The 21,121-nt window shown below is 44.9% G+C and carries 14 protein-coding genes; 11 read left to right on the top strand and 3 right to left on the bottom strand.

Going from position 1 to position 21,121, the window contains the following annotated elements; all coding sequences use genetic code 11:
• Positions 1-56: 56 nt before the first annotated feature.
• Complete coding sequence (gene leuA / locus FIV04_RS01815) at positions 57-1,604, bottom strand: 2-isopropylmalate synthase (RefSeq protein ID WP_032553051.1); 1,548 nt, start codon at positions 1,602-1,604, stop codon at positions 57-59.
• 564 nt (positions 1,605-2,168) lie between these two features.
• Here leuA and FIV04_RS01820 point away from each other — a divergent pair.
• The 10 genes from FIV04_RS01820 (at position 2,169) to FIV04_RS01865 (ending at position 17,067) form a co-directional block, all read left to right on the top strand.
• A complete protein-coding gene (locus tag FIV04_RS01820) occupies positions 2,169-2,819 on the top strand; it encodes a TetR/AcrR family transcriptional regulator (RefSeq protein ID WP_152468112.1) in 651 nt (216 codons plus the stop codon).
• A gap of 5 nt (positions 2,820-2,824) precedes the next feature.
• A complete protein-coding gene (locus FIV04_RS01825; protein ID WP_152468113.1) occupies positions 2,825-4,150 on the top strand; it encodes an efflux RND transporter periplasmic adaptor subunit in 1,326 nt (441 codons plus the stop codon).
• Positions 4,147-7,254, top strand: coding sequence for an efflux RND transporter permease subunit (locus tag FIV04_RS01830; protein ID WP_032553054.1), 3,108 nt, complete (start codon positions 4,147-4,149; stop codon positions 7,252-7,254). Before FIV04_RS01825 ends, FIV04_RS01830 begins: the two co-directional genes overlap by 4 nt.
• A gap of 180 nt (positions 7,255-7,434) precedes the next feature.
• The gene (locus FIV04_RS01835; RefSeq protein WP_152468114.1) at positions 7,435-7,959 is read left to right on the top strand and encodes a phosphatase PAP2 family protein; all 525 of its coding nucleotides are present in this window, start codon (positions 7,435-7,437) and stop codon (positions 7,957-7,959) included.
• A gap of 46 nt (positions 7,960-8,005) precedes the next feature.
• On the top strand, positions 8,006-9,070 hold the full coding sequence (locus FIV04_RS01840; protein WP_152468115.1) for an MJ1255/VC2487 family glycosyltransferase: 1,065 nt from the start codon (positions 8,006-8,008) through the stop codon (positions 9,068-9,070).
• A 346-nt stretch (positions 9,071-9,416) separates the two neighbouring features.
• Positions 9,417-10,376 carry a transcriptional regulator LeuO gene (gene leuO / locus FIV04_RS01845; RefSeq protein WP_032553057.1) on the top strand — a complete coding sequence of 320 codons (960 nt, stop codon included), beginning with the start codon at positions 9,417-9,419 and terminating at the stop codon, positions 10,374-10,376.
• Positions 10,377-10,578: 202 nt separating this feature from the next.
• Complete coding sequence (locus FIV04_RS01850) at positions 10,579-12,387, top strand: long-chain fatty acid--CoA ligase (protein ID WP_152468116.1); 1,809 nt, start codon at positions 10,579-10,581, stop codon at positions 12,385-12,387.
• Positions 12,388-12,844: 457 nt separating this feature from the next.
• The gene (locus tag FIV04_RS01855; RefSeq protein WP_032553059.1) at positions 12,845-14,584 is read left to right on the top strand and encodes an acetolactate synthase 3 large subunit; all 1,740 of its coding nucleotides are present in this window, start codon (positions 12,845-12,847) and stop codon (positions 14,582-14,584) included.
• A gap of 1 nt (position 14,585) precedes the next feature.
• Complete coding sequence (ilvN, locus tag FIV04_RS01860) at positions 14,586-15,080, top strand: acetolactate synthase small subunit (protein ID WP_032553060.1); 495 nt, start codon at positions 14,586-14,588, stop codon at positions 15,078-15,080.
• Positions 15,081-15,183: 103 nt separating this feature from the next.
• Positions 15,184-17,067, top strand: coding sequence for a sensor domain-containing diguanylate cyclase (locus FIV04_RS01865; RefSeq protein WP_152468117.1), 1,884 nt, complete (start codon positions 15,184-15,186; stop codon positions 17,065-17,067).
• Positions 17,068-17,580: 513 nt separating this feature from the next.
• Here the strand turns inward: FIV04_RS01865 and FIV04_RS01875 are convergent.
• The gene (locus FIV04_RS01875) at positions 17,581-18,204 is read right to left on the bottom strand and encodes a GntR family transcriptional regulator (protein ID WP_253895392.1); all 624 of its coding nucleotides are present in this window, start codon (positions 18,202-18,204) and stop codon (positions 17,581-17,583) included.
• 224 nt (positions 18,205-18,428) lie between these two features.
• Positions 18,429-19,841, bottom strand: coding sequence for a pyruvate kinase PykF (gene pykF / locus FIV04_RS01880; protein WP_032553063.1), 1,413 nt, complete (start codon positions 19,839-19,841; stop codon positions 18,429-18,431).
• A 430-nt stretch (positions 19,842-20,271) separates the two neighbouring features.
• On the opposite strand from pykF, the gene FIV04_RS01885 reads away from it, so the two are divergent.
• Positions 20,272-21,042, top strand: a complete 771-nt coding sequence (locus tag FIV04_RS01885) for a DeoR/GlpR family DNA-binding transcription regulator (protein ID WP_152468118.1) — start codon at positions 20,272-20,274, stop codon at positions 21,040-21,042.
• The last annotated feature ends 79 nt before the right edge of the window (positions 21,043-21,121 follow it).

Here is a 21,121-nt window from a genome sequence, read left to right on the forward strand (position 1 = left end):
GAGCGTTAATTTGTTTCCTAGCTCTCCTATATGAGAGAGCCAGAGAGTGATTCTGTTTATACGGTTTCGATTCGTTGCTGTTTCATTTCAGCAATCGTGTCTGCACGTTGAATGCTATTGATAACATGCAGTAGCGCTTGGCCAGATGCTTCTACGATATCAGTTGAAACGCCTGTACCGTGGTATTTGCGACCTTTGTAGTTAGCGATGATGTCGGCTTGACCTAATCCATCTTCACCTTCACCTTTTGCCGTTAGGTCGAACTTGTCTAGTACGATTTCGTAGCCAGTCAAACGGTAGATACATTGGTATAGCGCATCAACAGGGCCATTACCGACCGCCGCTTCACACTTCTCTTCATCACCACATTGCAGCTTGATGCTGGTGGTCGACATAACACTGCCAGATTGAACACTTAGGTAGTTCAACTTGTAAAAGTCATCTTCGTCGCGAAGGTTTGCGAAGTGCATCAAGGCTTCTAAGTCGTAATCGAATACTTGGCCCTTGCGGTCTGCTAGCTTCAAGAAATCTTCGTACAATGAATCTAGGTTGTACTCGTTTTCTTGATAACCCATCGCATCCATGTGGCTCTTAACGGCTGCACGGCCACTGCGGCTGGTTAGGTTTAGCGCTTTATCTTTAAGACCAATCGATTCTGGCGTCATGATCTCATAGGTATTTTTGTTCTTAAGCATGCCGTCTTGGTGGATACCTGAAGAGTGGCTAAAGGCGTTCGCACCGACAATGGCTTTGTTGTCTTGGATTGGCATGTGGCATAGCTGGCTCACTAGCTTACTGGTACGGTGGATCTCTTCATGTTTAAGACCCGTATGAACGCCTAGTAACTCTTGGCGTGTCTTGATGATCATTGCGATCTCTTCAAGAGAACAGTTACCCGCACGCTCACCAATACCATTGATCGTACCTTCGACCTGACGAGCACCCGCTTGAACCGCAGCAATAGAGTTTGCGACTGACATACCTAGATCATCGTGACAGTGAACAGAGATGATCGCTTTGTCGATGTTAGGTACACGGTTGAATAGTGTTTGAATAATGCCACCGAACTCATTCGGCACTGTGTAGCCCACTGTATCTGGAATGTTTATGGTCTTTGCGCCAGCATCAATCGCGGCTTCTACCATGCGACATAGGTTGTCAATTGGTGTACGACCAGCATCTTCACAAGAGAACTCAACATCATCAGTGTAGTTACGTGCGTGTTTTACCGCTTTAACACCCATCTCAACCACGTCGTCGTAGCTACGGCGAAGCTTGTCTTGTACGTGGACTGTAGAAGTTGAGATAAAGGTGTGAATACGAAATGCTTCAGCAACTTTCAAAGCCTCCGCTGCGGCATCAATATCTTTGGCAACGGCACGAGAAAGGGCACAGATGCGGCTGTTTTTGATGTTCTTTGCGATGGTTTGCACTGATTCAAAATCACCCGGAGATGAAACTGGGAAACCAGCCTCGATAACGTCCACACCGAGTCTTTCAAGTGCATAAGCAATTTGTAACTTCTCTTTTACTGTCAGGCTTGCAGCTAGTGCCTGCTCGCCGTCTCGTAAAGTCGTATCAAAAATTATCACTTGATCGTTCATGGGTGCTTCCTTATATCGATATCGTATCGATTGCTATCCAAAATATTATTGAGAATGATGTTCTTTTAATGAGCTTAGTTACAAAAAAACCCGCTTAGCGCGGGTTTTAATATTTGTGCAGTTCTTGACCCACAACTTACCCACGCGATTGGTTCACGATAAGGAGAAGTTTCAGCAGTCGAGAAAAAGAAAACGTCATGGCACAAATATCCGTAAATAAACTGTTAACACCATATTTACCGTAATTTATTCTGAGCGTCAAACGTGAAAATCCAATATCGGCGTGCATTGTGAGCTTTTTCATTTTGTTTGTGCTGATTTTTATTTGTTTTGTGGTGTTTAATTTTGCTTATTTGCTTTCGGGTTGCGCGGTTAGTTTATCGTTTGCATGATGTTTAGGTTATAACTTTGTACTAAATCTTTTTTACCGAGTGAATGACGGGAAAATAATTCAGGCTCAAATTTAATTAATCACTTGATTAAATAGTGAGTAATTATTCTTCACCACCTGTTGGAATATCACCCTATAATTAATCGTGTGATTAATTATAGGGTGACTATAGAGTGGGACGAAAAGTTGGGCGACCGCAGAAGAATCGAGAGGTTCGGCAACTCTTGATTGAACATGCGCGGGATCTGTTTGTCGTGCAGCCTTATGACAAGGTATCGACTCGGCTCGTCGCTGAGAGGGCTGGTGTGAACATTGCGATGATTCGCTACTACTTTGGTAACAAGGCGGGTCTGTTTGAAGCGATGTTGCGTGAAACTCTGCGGCCAATGCAGTTGCAAATGCAAAAGCTTATTGATGAGAGCAACCACGATAACTTTCTCGATCTTATGCGTACTTACTACAAAGAGATGGCGAAGGTACCAAAATTTCCTCGCTTAGTGGCTCAAGTGATGAATATGCCACCCTCTGAGGTTCAGCGAGAGCTGCTTGAGAAGGTGTTTATTGATATCGCTAAACCTGCCCAAGACGTGATATTTGAGAAGCTGATTGACCATGGTGTGCTAAGAAAAGATATGGATCCTAAGTTATGTCGGATTTCGTATATTAGCTTAATGGTATTTCCTTTTATCGCACCACCACCACTGCTGGCGCTGCATGGTATTGAGTTAAATGAAGACTTTCTTAATCGTCTGATTGAACACAATATTCAACTAATGAGTGAGGGCTTTGTGAATCCAACAAGCACCTCAAAACTTCAGGACTAAACAGAATGAAAATAGGGAAAAAGTGGTTGTTCTTTCCAGCATTAGCGATAGGTATTGTCGGCTTAGTTGTGGCGATTAACCTCAAACCAGACCTTCCAACCAAACCTGCCGGCGATCGAGCCCGCTTGGTAGAGGTGAAAGTACTAGAGCCTCAATCTATGGCTCCTTTAGCGATTGGTTTTGGCAAAGTGGTGCCTAAAGTTGAGTGGAAAGCGATCGCCGAAGTTACAGGTAAGATCGTCTATCGCCACCCTGAACTAGAAAAGGGCAAAGTGATCCCTGCTGGTACAGAGGTGCTCAAGATTGATCCTCTCGATTATGAACTCAAATTGACGCAAGCTCAGGCCGACCTTAAATCTTCTCAAACCTCTTTGGCTAAGTTGAATCAAGAAGAGCAGAACCTAAACCAAACATTAAAGATCGAGAAAAACCGCTTAGTGATCAGTAATAAAGAGCTTAAGCGTAAACAAGATCTTCGTAAGAAAGGTTTAACCTCTCAGTCTGATGTCGATCTGCAAGAGCAGAGTGCGCTTTCGCAACGCAAACTGGTACTGGATATAGAAAACCAAATCGCGTTAATGCCAGACGAGAAGAGAGTGGCAGAAGCGGTGATTAAAGTGAATGTTTCTAAGGTAAGAGAAGCAGAGCGCTCTTTGGAAAAAACCACCATTACTCTACCAAAAGCAATGCGTATCGCTCAGGTTGATATTGAGACCAACCAAGTGGTCAATCTTCAGCAAACCATGTTCATTGCTCACGGTATTGATGTGATGGAGGTCGAAGCGCAGCTTTCAATTCACGATATGCAGACCTTGGCTTCGAGCTTAGGTGAATTCACCCGTGATGAGTCTGGTATTCCTAATACCGACACCTCAGAAATCTCCGCCACTATTGAACTTAACAGCGGTAACTTGAATGCTGCGTGGCCTGCACGGGTGGCACGCATCAGTGAAACCGTTGATGAAAACCAAGCAACAGCGGGTGTGATATTAGAAATTAAGCAAGACTACGCACAACTTGAGCCAAGTAGTCTGCCACCTTTAGTAAACGGTATGTTCGTCAAAGCCCTGATTGAAGGTGCGTCTAATCTTGCTTGGGTAGTGCCAGAGCGAGCACTGCATGGCGATACCCTTTACTTAATGGATAGCGAGCAGCGCTTAAGTATGGTTCAGGTGGAAGTTCTGTATCGCCGTGATAATCAGGTCGTGGTTCGTGGAGATCTTAAACAGGGTGATAAGCTGATCCTCAATGATGTACTTCCTGCTATAGAGGGAATGCTACTGCGAGAGACCGGTGATGACTCGACCTCGATGCAGGAGAGTGATTCATGATTAAGTTTTTCTCTCGACACCCAACAGCTGCCAACTTACTCATGTTGGGGTTGTTGGTGCTGGGTTTGAGCTCGCTCTCCAACATTAAGCGAGAAACCTTTCCTGAGTACGATCCTCCATACATCATGGCGGGCATTGTTTACCCTGGTGCTTCACCACAAGAGGTGGAGGAGAGCTTATGTATTCGTATGGAAGACGCCGTTGATGGTTTGGCGAATATCGAAGAAACCCAGTGTGAAGCCATTGAAGGTAGTGCGCGACTGATCCTCAAGCTCAATGAGAAAGCGGATATTGGCCGTATGCTGGTGGACGTACAGACTCAGATTGATTCGATTAACGACTTCCCTTCAGAGATCGAATCCCCAGTTGTTCAAGAGCTTGATTGGAATGAGCCCGTGGTTGATGTGGCAATTACGGCGGATACCACATGGCCTGAACTCAAAGCTTATGCTGAGCAGTTAAAGCGCACCATGAAGCTCGACTATGATGTCTCTTTGGTGGAAGTCAGTGGCTTTTCTGATCACCAATATCGTGTTGAGCTGGATACCCAAGCAATTCGTCAATTGGGGTTAACGGTTAATGACATCGCAGAGCAGATTGGGCGTCAGAACGTTAAGCTGCCAAGTGGTAATGTCGAAACACCCGACAAGAACTTTCTGATCCGTTTTGATGAGCGTCGAGTGACTCCACTAGAACTCGAAAGTATCGTAGTCGGCTCTGCGCCAAACGGTTCAGTTATTCGCCTGCGAGACATTGCAGTCATCACAGACCGATTTGAACTGGATGAGCAGAAGGTACTGTTTGATGGAAAGCCATCGGCTCTGCTTAAGGTCAGCAAAAACAAAGAAGATGACGCGCTGCGTATCAAAGAGCGCGTGACTCAGTTTGTAGAAGACCAAAGTGCGATAGCCCCTGATGGCGTAACGCTGCAAATGACCAATGACCTCTCTTCTGTATTGTGGGACCGCCTGACTATGATGGTACGCAACGGTTGGCAAGGGATCGTGTTGGTGTTCGCGACTATGTGGTTGTTTTTCAGCTTACGTTACTCATTCTGGGTTGCCGCAGGCCTGCCGGTTGCTTTTCTAGGTGGTCTGTTCTTGATGGCGAACCTTGGGTTATCCATTAACATCATGTCGCTTGTTGGTTTGTTGATGGCCATCGGTATTATGATGGATGACGCCATTGTGATCGCTGAATCGATAGCCTCACATCTCGATCGGGGGCAGAAGGTCGATGATGCTGTCTACAATGGGGTGAAAAAAGTTCTGCCTGGTGTACTCTCCTCGTTCTTAACGACTGTGTGTATTTTTGGCAGTCTGTTGTTCTTAGACGGTGAGATGGGGGCGGTTCTTAAAGCGGTACCTCAAGTCTTGATCTTAGTACTTTCGTTGAGCTTGATTGAAGCCTTCTTGATTCTGCCCAACCACCTGTCGCACTCGCTGCATAAAGAGAAACAAGAGAAGCCAGCGCTGCGTTTCAAAGTGGTACTACTGGAAAAGTTTGAGAACTTCCGTAACACCACTTTGATGAGCATGGTGGAGCGCGTTGTCTCGTTTCGATATGCCTTTATGGGAGGCGTAGTGAGTTTGCTGCTCCTTGCTATCGCTTTGATTGCAGGTGGTATCGTTAAATTCCAACCTTTCCCTGAATTGGATGGCGACATTGCTGAGGCTCGCGTGATTTTGCCACCGGGTGCATCGCTAGCACAAACTGAACGAGTCGTGGAGCATATCGTTTCTTCTGCTGAGCGTTTGAACGTGCAATGGAGTGATGAAGTTGAGGGTGGCAACACCTTAGTTGAGCACATCACCAGTCAGTTTAATGCCAATGCGGATGCTAATGAATCAGGTCCACATCTAGCGACGGTACGTTTGGACCTGCGTGGAGCTGAAAGCCGAAACACGGTCATCGATGACTTTATTGATGCTTGGCGTGATGATGTGGGTGAACTGGCCGATCCAATTTCTCTGGTATTTAAGCAGCCGACGGTGGGGCCGGGTGGGCGAGCGATTGAGATTCGCGCTAAACACGATGATCTGCAAGCGCTGAAAGCGGCTTCGATTGATATCCAAGAGTACTTGAACCAGTTTGATGGTGTGCATGGCGTGCTTGATGACATGCGAATGGGTAAAGAGGAGATCTTAGTTAAGCTAAGACCGGGGGCGGAGACATACAACGTTAACGGACAGATGATCGCGTCTCAACTGCGTGCTGCGTTCTTTGGTCAAACTGCGGATGAGATTCAGGTGGGTGTTGAGAACATCTCAATCGAAGTGCGTTTGGACAAGCAGCAAGCTGGCGATGTTCAGCAGCTTGCGAATTTCCCAATCATTACTTCAGACGGCAGCCAAATTCCTCTAGCGACATTAGCGACGCTCGATTTTCAGCGAAACTATGTGCGAATCCAACGTATTGATGGACTGCGTACTATCAGTATCTTCGGTGATGTGAACAATAAAAAAGCCAGCTCTTCGGCTATCTTGGCGCAGTTCCAGCGCGATGAAGCGCCTAAGCTGCTAAAGAAATACCCTGGACTGCGTTTTGATTTTGAGGGTGAGGCGAAAGATGCGGCGAAGACTGGTGCCTCTATGGGTAAGGGCTTCTTATTGGGTTTGTTTGGCGTCTTTACCATATTGAGTTATCAGTTCCGCAGTTACCTAGAACCTTTCGTGGTGATGTTGGCGATTCCTTTAGCCTTTATTGGTGTTGTTGTCGGGCACTGGTTGCTGGGGCATTCTCTAAGCATGCCGAGTATGATGGGTTTTGTTTCATTAGCTGGGATCGTGGTTAATGACTCGATACTCTTAGTGCAATACATCCGGCACCATGTGGATGAAGGAGATAGCGTGCATGACTCTGTAGTGAAAGCGAGTCGTGAACGTTTCCGTGCCGTGTTCTTAACTTCTATGACGACTGCGGCAGGTCTGTTGCCTCTGCTTACTGAAACCAGTTTGCAGGCTCAGGTTATACAGCCACTAGTGATCTCGATTGTGTTTGGTATCTTCGCTTCGACATTACTGGTGTTGTTTATGATCCCTGCAGCCTACGCGATTTTGGCTGATTTTGGATTGGTTAAGAAGCATGAGCCCCTCACTGTTTAGTTAGTAGGGCGTGAACATCAAAAGCGGCGTTCGAGCCGCTTTTCTTTTGCCTACAATTCACTGCAATGATGAACCAGCATCTGGATGAAATGTTCATTTTTTATCCGCAAAATCGTCACCATAATGTCATTTCCAGCTTCTAACGTAATCCCAAAGCAATGATAAGAGCTGAGGGAACACATGAGAACGATAGAACCAATTGTCCGCTGGGATGTGGCATTTTCTATGTTTTGCTTGAAGAGTCGATATAGCAAGCAAACCGCGCAGATCAGTAAAGCCATTTCCCATACTGGGGACGGGCACTTATACCTTTTGTTTGCAATAGCTGCACTGTTCTTAGATGAGCAAAGCGGCAAGGCGTTTCTTATGGTGGGTTTGGCGGCATTTGCCATTGAGCTCCCTATCTATTGGCTTGCAAAAAATACTATCAAGCGCCGTCGTCCTGCTGAGTTTTCCTCTTTCCTACATTCTTACATCGTGCCTTCAGATAAATACAGCCTGCCCTCGGGGCATTCGGCCGCAGCTTTTGTTATGGCCACCGTCATTGGGCACTTTTATCCGCAGGTTTACTTATTGAGCCTAGTTTGGGCAGGTCTGATCGCAGGTTCACGTATCTTGCTGGGTGTTCACTTTCTTACCGATGTGCTGATCGGTGCGGCACTTGGTATTGCTTGCGCGAATCTTGCGCTCAATGGACTGCTTTAGTGTTACAGATACTTCCTCCAATTCGAGAGTCTAAAAAGGACCGAATATGAAAATACTCTATGGTGTACAAGGCACTGGCAATGGTCATATTGCGCGTGCTCGTGCTATGGCGAACGCTCTGAAAGCTAAGAATGTGGATGTTGACTTCTTATTCTCTGGTCGTGACGGGGATAAGTATTTTTCGATGGAAGCATTTGGTGATTACCAAACTCGCCATGGCTTAACCTTCTTCAGTGAACAAGGGCAGGTGAAGTATGGCAAAACCTTCCTCAAGAATAGTCTGTTGCGTTTTCGTCGTGAAATCGCCGAATTGGATCTCTCGTGTTACGACTTGGTCTTGAATGACTTTGAGCCGGTATCGGCTTGGGCGGCTAAAAAACAAAAAGTACCGTGTATTGGCATTAGCCATCAGAATGCATTTCGCTTCGATGTGCCCAAGAAGGGCGGAAACTGGATCGAGCACTCAGTGATACAGCACTTTGCTCCGACTGAGCACTATATCGGATTGCACTGGTATCATTTTGAACAGCCAATCTTACCCCCGATTGTTCATACCTTGTCTAGCCGCGAAAAGGCGTCATGTGCAGAAGGGAATGCAGACTTCAGCCTAGTTTATCTGCCGTTTGAAGATTTGGATGATGTGACGGATCTTTTGATTAAGTTCATCTCTCATCAGTTTGTCTGTTATCACCCAGATATCATCGAGCAGCGCACTGTTGAAAATATCGTATTCAAGCCACTTAGCCATGATGGTTTCCAAATTGACCTTCAAGCATGCTCTGGCGTGATTGCCAATGGTGGCTTTGAGTTGCCTTCCGAAGCGATGACTTTAGGAAAGAAGTTACTATTGAAACCGCTTGCTGGCCAATTCGAGCAACAGAGTAATGTGGCAACTCTAGAGGCCTTAGGTTTGGCTCAGATGATGAGCTTCCTTGACCCTGCAACCTTACGCACTTGGCTAGGGGAGAAACAAGCAGAAATGGTCTCTTATCCAGACGTGGCGAGTGCGATTGTTGAGTGGATTTTGGCGAAAGATTGGCACTGTCAGGAGCAACTAAGAAGGCAGTTATGGGAGAAGGTCGACTTCCCTAGTTACGCTTCTATCACTTGATTCATAGGTGAGGTTTTTGAATGCCTTGCACTATCAATTCATTGGCTCAATCATTTGTAACAAATGTAACTGAATGATTGAGCCGTCAAATAAGTCGTAAGAAAATCCCAAAATGCGCCATTTTATGTTTTTTTATAAATCCATAAGTGCATGATATTAAGTTAATAATTATTCATTGAGGTAAAATAAAATTATTCTTTATCAATCTTGTTGGTAGCGTTCGATTGATTGGTTAATAGTAGATGTTATCCGAAACACATCGGCCAGATAAATATAAGAACTAGTGGTTATCTATTCCCACACTATTACAAATTTAACGCTGTCATACCGACAAGAGGCAACTTGAATGTTAGAGAAAAAAGACGCAATGAGTGCTATTGCAAGCTACAGAATGGAAAGCACACTTCGTGGAGTAGACCTAAACCTATTGACTGTTTTTGATGCTGTAATGCAAGAGCAAAACATTACCCGTGCAGCGCACAACTTGGGTATGTCTCAGCCTGCAGTAAGTAATGCTGTAGCGCGTCTAAAAGTGATGTTTAACGACGAGCTATTTATGCGTCAGGGTCGCGGTATTCAACCGACTCAACGTGCACGTCAACTGTTTGGCCCAATCCGCCAAGCACTGCAACTAGTACGCAATGAACTACCAAGTTCTGTATTCTCTCCCGAGTCGTCTTCTCGTCTATTTAAGTTGGCGATTTGCAGCCCTTGTGACATGCGTTTTGCACCTAAGATTATGTCGACTATCAATGAGCTTGCTCCAAGTGTTCAACTACACATGGATGCTGAGTTCGACCGTCAACTGTCTGAGCGCATGCGTTACCAAGAAATCGACTTCGTTATCGATTACGCTCGCTTCGATGAGCAAGGCTTCTCAAGCACAGAGATCTTCCAAGATGAGCTAGTGGTTGTTGCTTCAGCTTCACACCCACGCATCAACGGTTCAGTAACGGCGGCTGAGCTTCTAGAAGAGAAGCACGCGAAACTGTCTCGCATTCACGGTCAGCGCAGCTTCTCTGAGCAAGCATACCGCGACCTAGACTGTACGCCTTACTATGAGGGTACTAGCCTAAGCAACGTACTATACGTTGTGGGTCAGTCTGAACTTGTAACGATTGCACCTCGTTGGATGGTTGAGCATGCTGCAAATAAAGAGCAGCTACAGATTCTAGATTTCCCATTCGATAATGCGGCAATCTCAGGCTTCCTAAGCTGGCACGAATCAAGCGAGAAAGACAAAGGACACATTTGGTTACGAGATCAACTAATGATGATCTGTGGCGAAGTGGTAGCACTTAACTAATCGCTGAAAACCTTGATTTATAAGCCCTGAGCTAGTTTGTTAGTTCGGGGCTTTTTTGTACCAGAACGCCGAACTTCGTTCATTTTTTAGAGTTAAGTTTACTATTACTGATAACTTTGAGCTCCATCAGTTGCCTTTTCCATGATCAGAGGTACACTTGTGCGCTCAAAAAAGCTTACAGGTGTAAGCCAAAGGTAAAGAGATGGCCAATTTAGATTTTCATATCGTAAAACGACTTCGCGAGCAGATTGCTCAAGGCGGCAACCGCACGGCTTTAAAGCATAAAGTTAATGATGTTTGGCAAGGCATTAGCTGGCAGCAATTTGGTGAACAGATCGATAAGCTGTCACTCGCACTATTGGCTCAAGGATTGAGAATCCAAGACAAGATCGGTATCTACTCAAATAACATGCCTCAATGGACTGTGGCAGACTTTGCAGCCCTGCAAGCTCGTCTTGTAACTGTGCCGATTTACCCAACGAACACTGCAGCGCAGTCTTCCTACATTATTCAAAACGCAGACGTTAAAGTGCTTTTTGTTGGCGAACAGCCACAGTTTGATGCAGCAATTAGCCTATTTGACGAATGTGAGCAGCTTGAAATCATCGTTGCGATGTCAGATGACATTGATACTCAAGGCTATGACTTTGCTATCTCTTGGCAAGAGTTCATTGAGCGCGGTCAACAGGCTCAGCAAACGGAATTAGACGTTCGTCTTGCTGATGCGAATATGGATGATCTGCTTACTCTTATCTATACCTCTGGTACGACTGGCCAACCGAAAGGTGTAATGCTGGATTACGCTAACATCGGCTCTCAACTAGAAGGCCATGACGAGCGCTTAAGCCTAAGCAAAGATGATGTTTCCCTCTGTTTCTTACCGCTATCTCACGTATTTGAACGTGCGTGGACTTTCTATGTCCTTTATAAAGGCGCAACTAACTGTTACCTGCAAGACACAATGCAGGTGCGTGATGCTCTAAGCGATGTGAAGCCAACCGTAATGTGTGCGGTTCCACGTTTCTACGAGAAGATCTTCTCTGCGATCCATGAAAAAGTATCGAAAGCACCACTGATTCGTAAGGTCCTCTTTACTTGGGCTGTGAACATGGGCGCTAAATTGGCAGCTTGTCATCAAGAGGGCCGCACACCTTCTCTAATGTTGAAGAAGAGCCATGCATTAGCAGATAAATTGGTGTTATCTAAGCTACGCGCTCTACTTGGTGGAAACATCAACTTTATGCCATGTGGTGGTGCAAAGCTTGATGAAACCATCGGTCGCTTTTTCCACGCAATTGGCATCAATGTGAAGCTTGGTTATGGCATGACAGAAACCACTGCAACGGTTTCATGTTGGGACGATCGCTGCTTCAACCCGGACTCAATCGGTATGTCTATGCCGGGCGCGGAAGTAAAAATTGGCGAACAGAACGAAATCTTAGTTCGTGGTCCAATGGTGATGCGTGGCTACTACAAAATGCCGGAAGAGACGGCTAAGACTTTTGACGAGCACGGCTTCTTGAAAACAGGTGATGCGGGTCACTTCGATGAGAATGGTAACCTATTCATTACCGACCGTATTAAAGAGCTGATGAAAACCTCTGGCGGTAAATACATTGCGCCGCAAGTGGTTGAAGGCGCTATCGGTAAAGACCACTTTATTGAGCAGATTGCCGTGATTGCCGATACACGTAAATTTGTTTCTGCATTGATCGTCCCTTGTTATGACTCTCTAGAAGAGTACGCGAATGAGCTCAACATCAAGTACCACGACCGTGTTGAGTTGATTAAGCATCACCAGATTGTTGAGATGCTAGAAAAACGCGTTAATGACCTACAACAAGAGCTGGCTAAGTTTGAGCAAGTGAAGAAATTCAAACTGTTACCAAAAGCCTTCTCTATGGATGCTGGTGAACTGACACCGACTCAGAAACTGCGTCGTAAAGTGATTAACGATAAGTATCAAGACGAAATCGAAGAAATGTACACTGAAAAGCCGAAAGATAAGTAATTTTATCTAAGTTAACTTTTTAGTTGTTTAAAAATCCCCCTAGTCGTACATGGTGACGATTAGGGGGATTTTTTACGTCACGACATCAGGTAAATGTGCGTGAGAGCACATCTAGAGCGTGGTGTTCACACTGAAAAAAGATGGATTGTGAAATATTTAGAGTTTTTTTAGTGGCTACTATTGGTGAATTGTTCTGATTTGAAAGTTCTGGGTGGTGTTAGATGAGGTTTTCTTTCTAAAACATGGTTATATCGAATTATTGACTGTAGAAGGGTGTTAGACCCGATGATAATAAAACGTTACAGTTGTTTCGTACCACTGCTTATTGTTATCACGACGAGCAGTCATAGCCGAAAAAGTGGAAGTATTTCGAATTAGGCTACGAATAAGACCTAGACTATGTAAAAACCAGCCCCTTCGGCTTACCCAACTGAAGGAAACTGGTAAGGAGAGCAATATGACAACTAAGCCAGAGTGCGCCCAATTATCCGGCGCGGAAATGGTAGTTCAGTCCCTAATTGAAGAAGGGGTTGAGCAGATCTTTGGTTATCCAGGCGGTTCCGTTTTGGATATCTACGATGCCCTACACGCAAAAACAGACAAGATTAAACACGTATTAGTGCGCCATGAGCAAGCAGCGACGCATATGGCCGATGGCTATACGCGTTCAACCGGTAAACCTGGTGTTGTACTAGTATGTTCAGGTCCTGGCGCGACCAATACCGTAACGGGTATTGCGACAGCGTACATGGACTCGATTCCAATGATCGTTATTTCAGGTAACGTACCGAATAACTTGATTGGTAATGACGCATTCCAAGAGTGTGATATCGTAGGTGTATCTCGTCCAATCGTAAAACACAGCTTCTTAGTAAAGAAAGCTGAAGACATCCCAGAGATCGTAAAAAAGGCCTTTTATATTTCAACCACAGGTCGACCTGGCCCTGTTGTGATTGACCTTCCTAAAGATGTACTTAATCCACAAATTAAGCTGCCGTACGAATACCCAGAAACGATCAAAATGCGTTCGTACAACCCAACGGTAACAGGCCACAAAGGACAAATTAAGAAAGCACTTAAGGCACTTCTAGAAGCCAAGAAACCGGTTCTTTATGTTGGTGGTGGTGCGGTTATTTCGGAAGCTGATAAACAGTTGCTTAAGCTTGCCGAGGCGCTAAACCTACCTGTTGTTAGTACACTGATGGGATTGGGTGCCTTCCCGGGCACGCATAAAAACTCGCTAGGCATGCTTGGTATGCACGGCCTATACGAAGCCAATATGGCAATGCATAACGCAGACCTTATTTTCGGTGTTGGTGTTCGTTTTGATGATCGTACGACCAACAACCTTGAGAAGTACTGTCCAAATGCCAAGATCATGCACATCGATATTGATCCATCGTCGATCTCTAAGAACGTGAAAGTGGACCTACCGATCGTAGGCTCTGCTGAGCGCGTGCTTGAGAGCATGGTGAACCTGCTTATTGAGCAAGGTGGAACCAACGATGCAGAAGCCTTGGATGCATGGTGGGCAGAAATTAAAGTATGGCAAGACCGTAAGTGTCTCGCTTACGATAAATCGCCTGAGCGTATCAAACCTCAGCAGGTTATCGAAACTCTACACAAAGTGACCAATGGCGATGCGTATGTTGCTTCTGATGTAGGTCAGCACCAAATGTTTGCCGCGCTTTACTATCCATTTAATAAACCACGCCGTTGGATCAACTCTGGTGGCCTCGGCACCATGGGCTTTGGTTTACCTGCTGGTATGGGCGTTAAGTTCGCGAAACCGGATGAAGAAGTGGTCGTTGTAACAGGCGATGGCAGTATTCAGATGAATATCCAAGAGCTATCAACGGCACTGCAATACAACATCCCGGTTAAGATCATTAACTTGAATAACCGTTTCTTAGGCATGGTAAAACAGTGGCAAGACATTGTTTACCAAGGTCGTCACTCAAACTCATACATGGACTCTGTGCCAGACTTTGCGGCTATCGCGGAAGCGTATGGTCACGTAGGTATGCGTATCTCTTCCCCTGATGAACTTGAATCAGGCTTAGAGAAAGCACTGGCAATGAAAGACCGCTTGGTATTCGTCGACATTAGTGTTGATGATACAGAGCACGTATACCCAATGCAGATTAAGGGCGAGGGTATGGATAACATGTGGCTAAGCAAAACGGAGAGAACATAGTATGAGACACATTATTTCGCTATTAATGGAAAACCAACCAGGTGCCTTGTCTCGAGTGGTTGGCTTGTTTTCTCAACGTGGTTACAACATTGAATCGCTAAACGTGTCGCCGACAGATGATCCGACGCTTTCACGTCTGAACGTAACAACCAACTCTGATGAGATGCAGCTAGAGCAGATCCAGAAGCAACTGCATAAGTTGATTGATGTGCTTAAAGTTCAAGAAGTATCAGAGCTTGATCATATTGAGCGTGAGCTACTAATGGTTAAGGTTCGCGCGAGCGGTTTTGCGCGTGCAGAGGTTAAACGTACTGCTGATATCTTCCGTGGCCAGATCGTCGACGTAACCGCCTCTCAATACACAGTGCAGATGGCAGGCACCAGTGAGAAGCTTGATGCGTTTATTCAAGCATTATCAGAAGTAACGGAAGTGCTTGAAGTGGCACGCAGCGGCGTGGTTGGTATTGCTCGAGGAGAGCGCTCTCTAAAAGCTTAAGAAAATTGTATGATAGAAAGCCGCATTAAGTGCGGCTTTTTTATTTTGTTAATTTATAACAATGATATAATTCTCGCCATATTTACCCTATTTTGAGCAATTAATGAGAAATAAAAAAACAATCGCCACGCTTCTCGTTATTTGCGTCACCTTTTGTGCAGCTATCGCTCTGTACTACCAGCAACGCTATCAAGACGTCAAAAAGCAGAGTTATCAACGCACTGCAAAACAGGCTCTTCATCAACTTGTGTACGCCGAGCGCGACTACAATGTGTTGAAAGACCAATTGGTCTCTATGATGCAACTGCTCAGCCACAGTCAAAGCTTGGTTGATTTTGCGACATCTCCTTCTGTTGAAAATAAGAACCTACTGGAAGAGGTTTGGCAGTCGGTACTGGTCAATCAAAGATGGTATACCCAGATCCATTTGCTGGATATTGATGGCCATGAGAAGGTCAGAGTCAATTACTCCTCAAGAACAGGTGTTGTTACTCTTCCTAGTGAGCTACAAGATAAATCGAACTACGGTTATTTCCACTATGCACAGACCCTGGATGCTGAAGAGATTGGCGGGTGGGGTATTGAGTTGGAATCCGAATATGGTGAGCTGACTTATCCATATACTCCCGTATTGAGAGTGATCACGCCTGTACAAACACCAGAGCGTCGCGTCGGCTACTTAGTGATAAACCTCGATGTATGGGGATTAGCGTCACGCTTAAACTTCTCTCCTGATTTTGATTTTCGTGCTGAAGTGGTGAACCAATATGGTTACTACATTGCGAGCCAAAACAAGAGCAAGCTGTTTGGTGATTCGATCCCTGAGCGTAAAGGGTTCAACCTTTCACAAATTGCCCCAAAAACTTGGCAGGCGATCTCTTCTGAACGCATGGGTTACATGTTTGAAGACGGCAATCTATTTGCCTTCAACACCGTTGATCTTGCGCAGAAACAAAAGATGCACTTAGTGATTCAGTTGAGCTCAGAGCAGTTATTAGAGAGAGCGGAGCGCGATCTCAATGACTTAGCGCAAGAGCAGTTGATCGTGTTCTTCACCGTAATGGTGTTTGCCTTCCCGCTGGCTTATCTCGTGACGCATTATCAAAGGCGCAGTCTAGAGAGCAAATTGGCTCGAGCAGCGCTGAACGGTATGTCTGCGGTGATGATCTCTGATAAACATCACCGCACCATCATGACCAACAATGAGTTTGAGAACATGACTGGTTACAGCAAGTCGCAGGTTGATGGTAAAAACGCCCTGCAGCTGCTGCTAGAGAATAGCGAACAACTTCATACTGCAGAAACCATCTGGACACATCTCGAAGAGAATGATTTGTGGGAAGGGGAGGTGAGCTGCAAGAGCAAACTTCGAATCCCTTTCACTGCGATCATGCGAGTGCAAGCCGTGAAGAGTAATTCAGGTAAGGTGAGCTACTACATCACGTCGCTGGTGGACATTACGGTGCGTAAAGAGTTAGAAATACGATTGCGTATTCTCAGTGAGCGAGATTCGCTGAGTAAATTATGGAATCGTCGCAAGTTTGAAGAGCAGTTGGCGCAGTATTCACGAATGGTGGAGCGTTTCCCTAACGAATCTCAAGTGTGCTTAGCGTTGATCGACATCGATAACTTCAAACGCATTAATGATGAACTCGGCCATGACGAGGGCGATCGTGTGATTGCTAGAGTGGCTGCGATCCTTCAAGAAAGCTTGAGAACCACAGACTTTGTCGCGCGTGTTGGCGGTGAAGAGTTTGCTATCTTAATGCCTCATACTTCGTTAGCGGAAGCGAGAAGAGTGTTGGATCGCCTACGCATTGAAGTACAACTCTCTGGCGGAACGAAAGTGACGGTCAGTATCGGCTATACCGATCTTACTGGTAACAGCACCCACTCCTATAAGTGTGCGGATATTGGTCTTTATGAATCTAAGTCCTCTGGTCGCAATACCATCTCTATCTGTACAAGTCAGGCGGACGTTGCCTAGTTTGCATCTTGGGCTTAAGTTTGAACATCGGCAAAAAATAGAACCAATCTGTCTTGTCTTTGAGAGATACCCGTCACAATATTTGTACGATTAGACTAAAGTCTAATTTGTGCGCAAATTTGAACTAAACTGAACAATAAGTAAACTACCTTGCTTCGTAGAGTTAGTGTTGCGCTGACTCTTTTTGAGAAGCCAGATCTCAAAAAGGGATGACAAAGTTAACTTAATTCAACTGCTCAGTTTCATCGACTTTTACCAGCAGAATTAGGTTAGCAGGAGCAAGAGTTAGGGATTCATACTGTCTGGTGAAATGAGGCGTGGTATGTTTGTCGATTTTTTAGTGAGATTGACCATCGGCACACTAGTGATTCTTGGTTTTAAACTCAGTGCACTGTATTTTTTGCCTATGGTTTTACTGCTCAATACTCATCATAAAGAGTTCTTTGGGTGGTAAACAAAAACGGAGCATTAGGCTCCGTTTTTTATTTACTGAGATATTCAAACTACATAAAACTACGCAGCTTCAATCACTCTTTCAATGCGTCTCATTGAGCCCATTAAATGTTGGTCAAGTAGCTCTGTCGCTTGCTCAGCATTCTTTGCTAGTACCAGTTTCATGATCATTTCATGCTCATCAATGTTAAACAGCTCTTCTGATTCTTGATCGTCCGCTAGCGCCAGAAAACGGTATCGCTTTACCTGATTGATCAAATCACTGAAGAACTCGAACATGTTCTTTGAATCTGCACCTTCTAAAAGTGCCACGTGGAATTGCTGATGGCGCTCTTCCCACTCTGCACTATTGAACTCTTCTGCTGTGTTGTTCACACGAGATAGCTTATGGTACGAAGTGAGAACTTCTAGTTCCCAGCTTTCATCACCGGTAGCGATTGCTTTTTTCAGCAGAACAGAAGAAACCACGCGTAGGCTTTCGTATAAGTCGTTAAGTTCTTTCTTAGAGACTGGGGCTACCCAACAGCCTTTTTGAGGCTCAAGCTTTACATACTTGCTCCAAGAGAGTTGAACAAGAGCTTCACGAATCGGTGAAGCGCCGACGTTGTATTTCTGTTTTAGATCAGCCACAACCAGTTTCTGGCCTGGGCGCAATTCACCATTAAGAATATCTTGGCGAATCATCTTTGATACTTTGTCGGTGAGAGTAGGGCTAGACATTGTGCAACCTCATGTAATTTGAATTCTTAGCCTGCTAATTCAAATGACCTAAGGTGGGAATTAACAGTACGCAGTTCTATTGTTAATTTGATAATACAGCGTACTGATTATTAGAGCAAGATGTAATATATAAAAAAAGAGGGCCGAAGCCCTCTTTTTTATTTAACTGATGATTAAATTCTTCAGTCTTATAGAACGTGTACAGAAGCTGTGTTCGTAGTGCCTGAAGCTACTAGAGCACCAGAAACCATAACTACGATGTCGCCTTTGCTACCGAACTCAGCGTTAAGAGCGTACTCTTTACCCATTTGGTAGAAAGCGTCAGTGCTGTCGATAGAATCAACAAGAACAGGGCGAACACCTTTAGTAAGAACTAGTTGTGCAGCTGTTTTCTTGTTTGTTGTTAGAGCGATGATGTTTGCAGTTGGGAAGTACTTACGTACAGAACGTGCAGACTTACCACCTTCAGTAGCAACGATGATTAGTGGAGCAGCTAGCTTCTCAGCTGTGTCTACTGCGCCTTTACATACTGCTTCAGTGATGCGTAGGCGTGGGCTGTCTAGACGAGAACCTAGTTCAGCTTTAAGAGCGCTGTCAGTACGGTTCGCGATTTGAGCCATGATAGTTACTGCTTCAACTGGGTATTTACCTTTCGCAGTTTCACCAGAAAGCATTACAGCATCAGTACCGTCCATGATTGCGTTCGCAACGTCACCCGCTTCTGCACGAGTTGGACGTGGGTTGTTGATCATAGAATCAAGCATTTGAGTTGCTGTGATAACCATCTTACGTGCACGGTTACACTTCTCGATCATCATTTTCTGAGCGAAGATTACTTCTTCAGCTGGGATCTCAACACCTAGGTCACCACGAGCAACCATGATACCGTCAGAAAGCTCTAGGATTTCGTCGAAGTTATCAACACCTTCTTGGTTCTCAATCTTAGAGATGATGTGGATGTCGCTGCCGCCGTTCGCGTCTAGGATCTCACGGATCTCTTTAACGTCAGATGCTTTACGGATGAAAGAAGCAGCTACGAAGTCAACGCCTTGCTCACAACCAAACTTAAGGTCGTTCTTATCTTTTTCAGATAGAGCTGGAAGTTGAACAGAAACGCCAGGAAGGTTAACACCTTTGTTTTCGCCTAGTGCACCGTTGTTAAGAACTTTACACTTAACTTCAGTTTCAGTAGTAGAGATAACTTCCATTTCGATTAGGCCGTCATCTACAAGGATAGTGTTACCAACGTTTAGGTCAGCTGCGAAACCAGCGTAAGTTACCGCTACAGTCTCTTTGTTACCTACAACTGAAGTGTCAGTTGTGAAAGTGAATTCTTGACCAGCTACTAGATCTACGTCGTTGCCGCCTTCTAGCTTGATAGTACGGATTTCTGGGCCTTTAGTATCAAGAAGGATAGCCAGTTGCTTACCTACTTTGTCCATTACTTCGCGGAAGTTCGCAATACGAGTGCCGTGCTCTTCGTAGTCACCGTGAGAGAAGTTAAGACGCATAACGTTCATGCCTGCGTTTACTAGTTCAGTTAGCTTCTCTACAGATTCAGTTTTAGGGCCAATCGTACATACGATTTTGGTCTTTTTCATGGAAGGTACTCTCCGGTAAGTTTTGTTACAAATTGAAATTTATCTGTTTTCTGAAGCGGCCTACCCATTTCGTCAGCATTTTGTGCCTGCTGCGATAATAGAGGGACTTATCAATTGCCCTTCAGAGTTGTAAGTCTTTCATCAATTTTAGTCATTTTATGACCAAATGATTTTGATTCAACATCGGTTTTCTGTGACTTACCCCAATATATCAGGTGAAAGTTGCAGAAAAATAACGGTCATTTTTGTAATTTTTTTTCTTTTCGGGTGCGGATTCTACCACCGAATGAATTCAATATCACTGCTTAACAATTGTCTTAGGACAAGGTTTTAGCGCTATTTATTAATTTTTTGGATCGAAATAAATGGACTAAATGGTTTCGTTGTAACTATAATATCTTTCACATCGAAACTTATGGTTCATTTTTAAATGTCGAAACGAAACACTCAGCTCAGAAGACACGCAATTTCTAATCTAGTTAACGAGAAAGGCGAGGTTAGTGTTGATGAATTGTCCGCTAAGTTTGAAACCTCGGAAGTCACAATTAGAAAGGATTTGGCGTCTTTAGAGAAAAATGGTCAGCTTTTGCGCCGATATGGCGGTGCTGTTTCATTGCCGAAAGAAGTTGTGAACGATGAGATAGGCAAAAAAGTTTCGACTCGAAAGCTTTTATTGGCAAAAGCTGCTGCAGACCTAATTCGTGACCATAACCGCATTGTGATCGACAGCGGTAGTACGACAGGTGCTCTGATCGAACAGCTAAATAGCAAGCGTGGTCTGGTCGTGATGACCAACTCATTGCATGTTGCTAACGCTCTAAATGAACTAGAAAGCGAACCTACATTGCTAATGACGGGCGGGACTTGGGATACACACTCAGATTCGTTCCAAGGTCAGGTCGCAGAATCAGTACTGCGTGCTTATGATTTTGACCAACTGTTTATTGGCGCTGACGGTATCGACCTTGAAAGAGGCACCACAACATTTAATGAGCTAGTCGGACTGAGTAAGGTCATGGCTGAGGTATCACGTGAAGTTGTGGTGATGGTTGAATCAGAGAAAGTAGGTCGCAAAATCCCAAATCTTGAGCTGTCTTGGGAGCACATCGATGTCTTGATCACTGATACCGAACTGGCGGAAGAAGCCAAACAGAGTATCGAGTCTCAAGGGGTTCGGGTGATTCTCACCGAGCCAGTATAGAAACTAAATTTAAAATTTATGCATTTAACTTCCTATAATAGATCTCTATGAGACATGGCCTTTGCTTGCTGCCAGATAG

Source organism: Vibrio sp. THAF190c (assembly GCF_009363355.1).
In the GTDB taxonomy this organism is placed as follows: Bacteria; Pseudomonadota; Gammaproteobacteria; order Enterobacterales; family Vibrionaceae; genus Vibrio; species Vibrio fortis_A.

Coding starts and splice junctions, on each gene's coding strand:
- leuA (WP_032553051.1), bottom strand. CDS start 1,604: ATGAACGATCAAGTGATAATTTTTGATACGACTTTACGAGACGGCGAG.
- FIV04_RS01825 (WP_152468113.1), top strand. CDS start 2,825: ATGAAAATAGGGAAAAAGTGGTTGTTCTTTCCAGCATTAGCGATAGGT.
- FIV04_RS01830 (WP_032553054.1), top strand. CDS start 4,147: ATGATTAAGTTTTTCTCTCGACACCCAACAGCTGCCAACTTACTCATG.
- FIV04_RS01835 (WP_152468114.1), top strand. CDS start 7,435: ATGAGAACGATAGAACCAATTGTCCGCTGGGATGTGGCATTTTCTATG.
- FIV04_RS01840 (WP_152468115.1), top strand. CDS start 8,006: ATGAAAATACTCTATGGTGTACAAGGCACTGGCAATGGTCATATTGCG.
- leuO (WP_032553057.1), top strand. CDS start 9,417: ATGTTAGAGAAAAAAGACGCAATGAGTGCTATTGCAAGCTACAGAATG.
- FIV04_RS01850 (WP_152468116.1), top strand. CDS start 10,579: ATGGCCAATTTAGATTTTCATATCGTAAAACGACTTCGCGAGCAGATT.
- FIV04_RS01855 (WP_032553059.1), top strand. CDS start 12,845: ATGACAACTAAGCCAGAGTGCGCCCAATTATCCGGCGCGGAAATGGTA.
- ilvN (WP_032553060.1), top strand. CDS start 14,586: ATGAGACACATTATTTCGCTATTAATGGAAAACCAACCAGGTGCCTTG.
- FIV04_RS01865 (WP_152468117.1), top strand. CDS start 15,184: ATGAGAAATAAAAAAACAATCGCCACGCTTCTCGTTATTTGCGTCACC.
- FIV04_RS01875 (WP_253895392.1), bottom strand. CDS start 18,204: ATGATTCGCCAAGATATTCTTAATGGTGAATTGCGCCCAGGCCAGAAA.
- pykF (WP_032553063.1), bottom strand. CDS start 19,841: ATGAAAAAGACCAAAATCGTATGTACGATTGGCCCTAAAACTGAATCT.
- FIV04_RS01885 (WP_152468118.1), top strand. CDS start 20,272: ATGTCGAAACGAAACACTCAGCTCAGAAGACACGCAATTTCTAATCTA.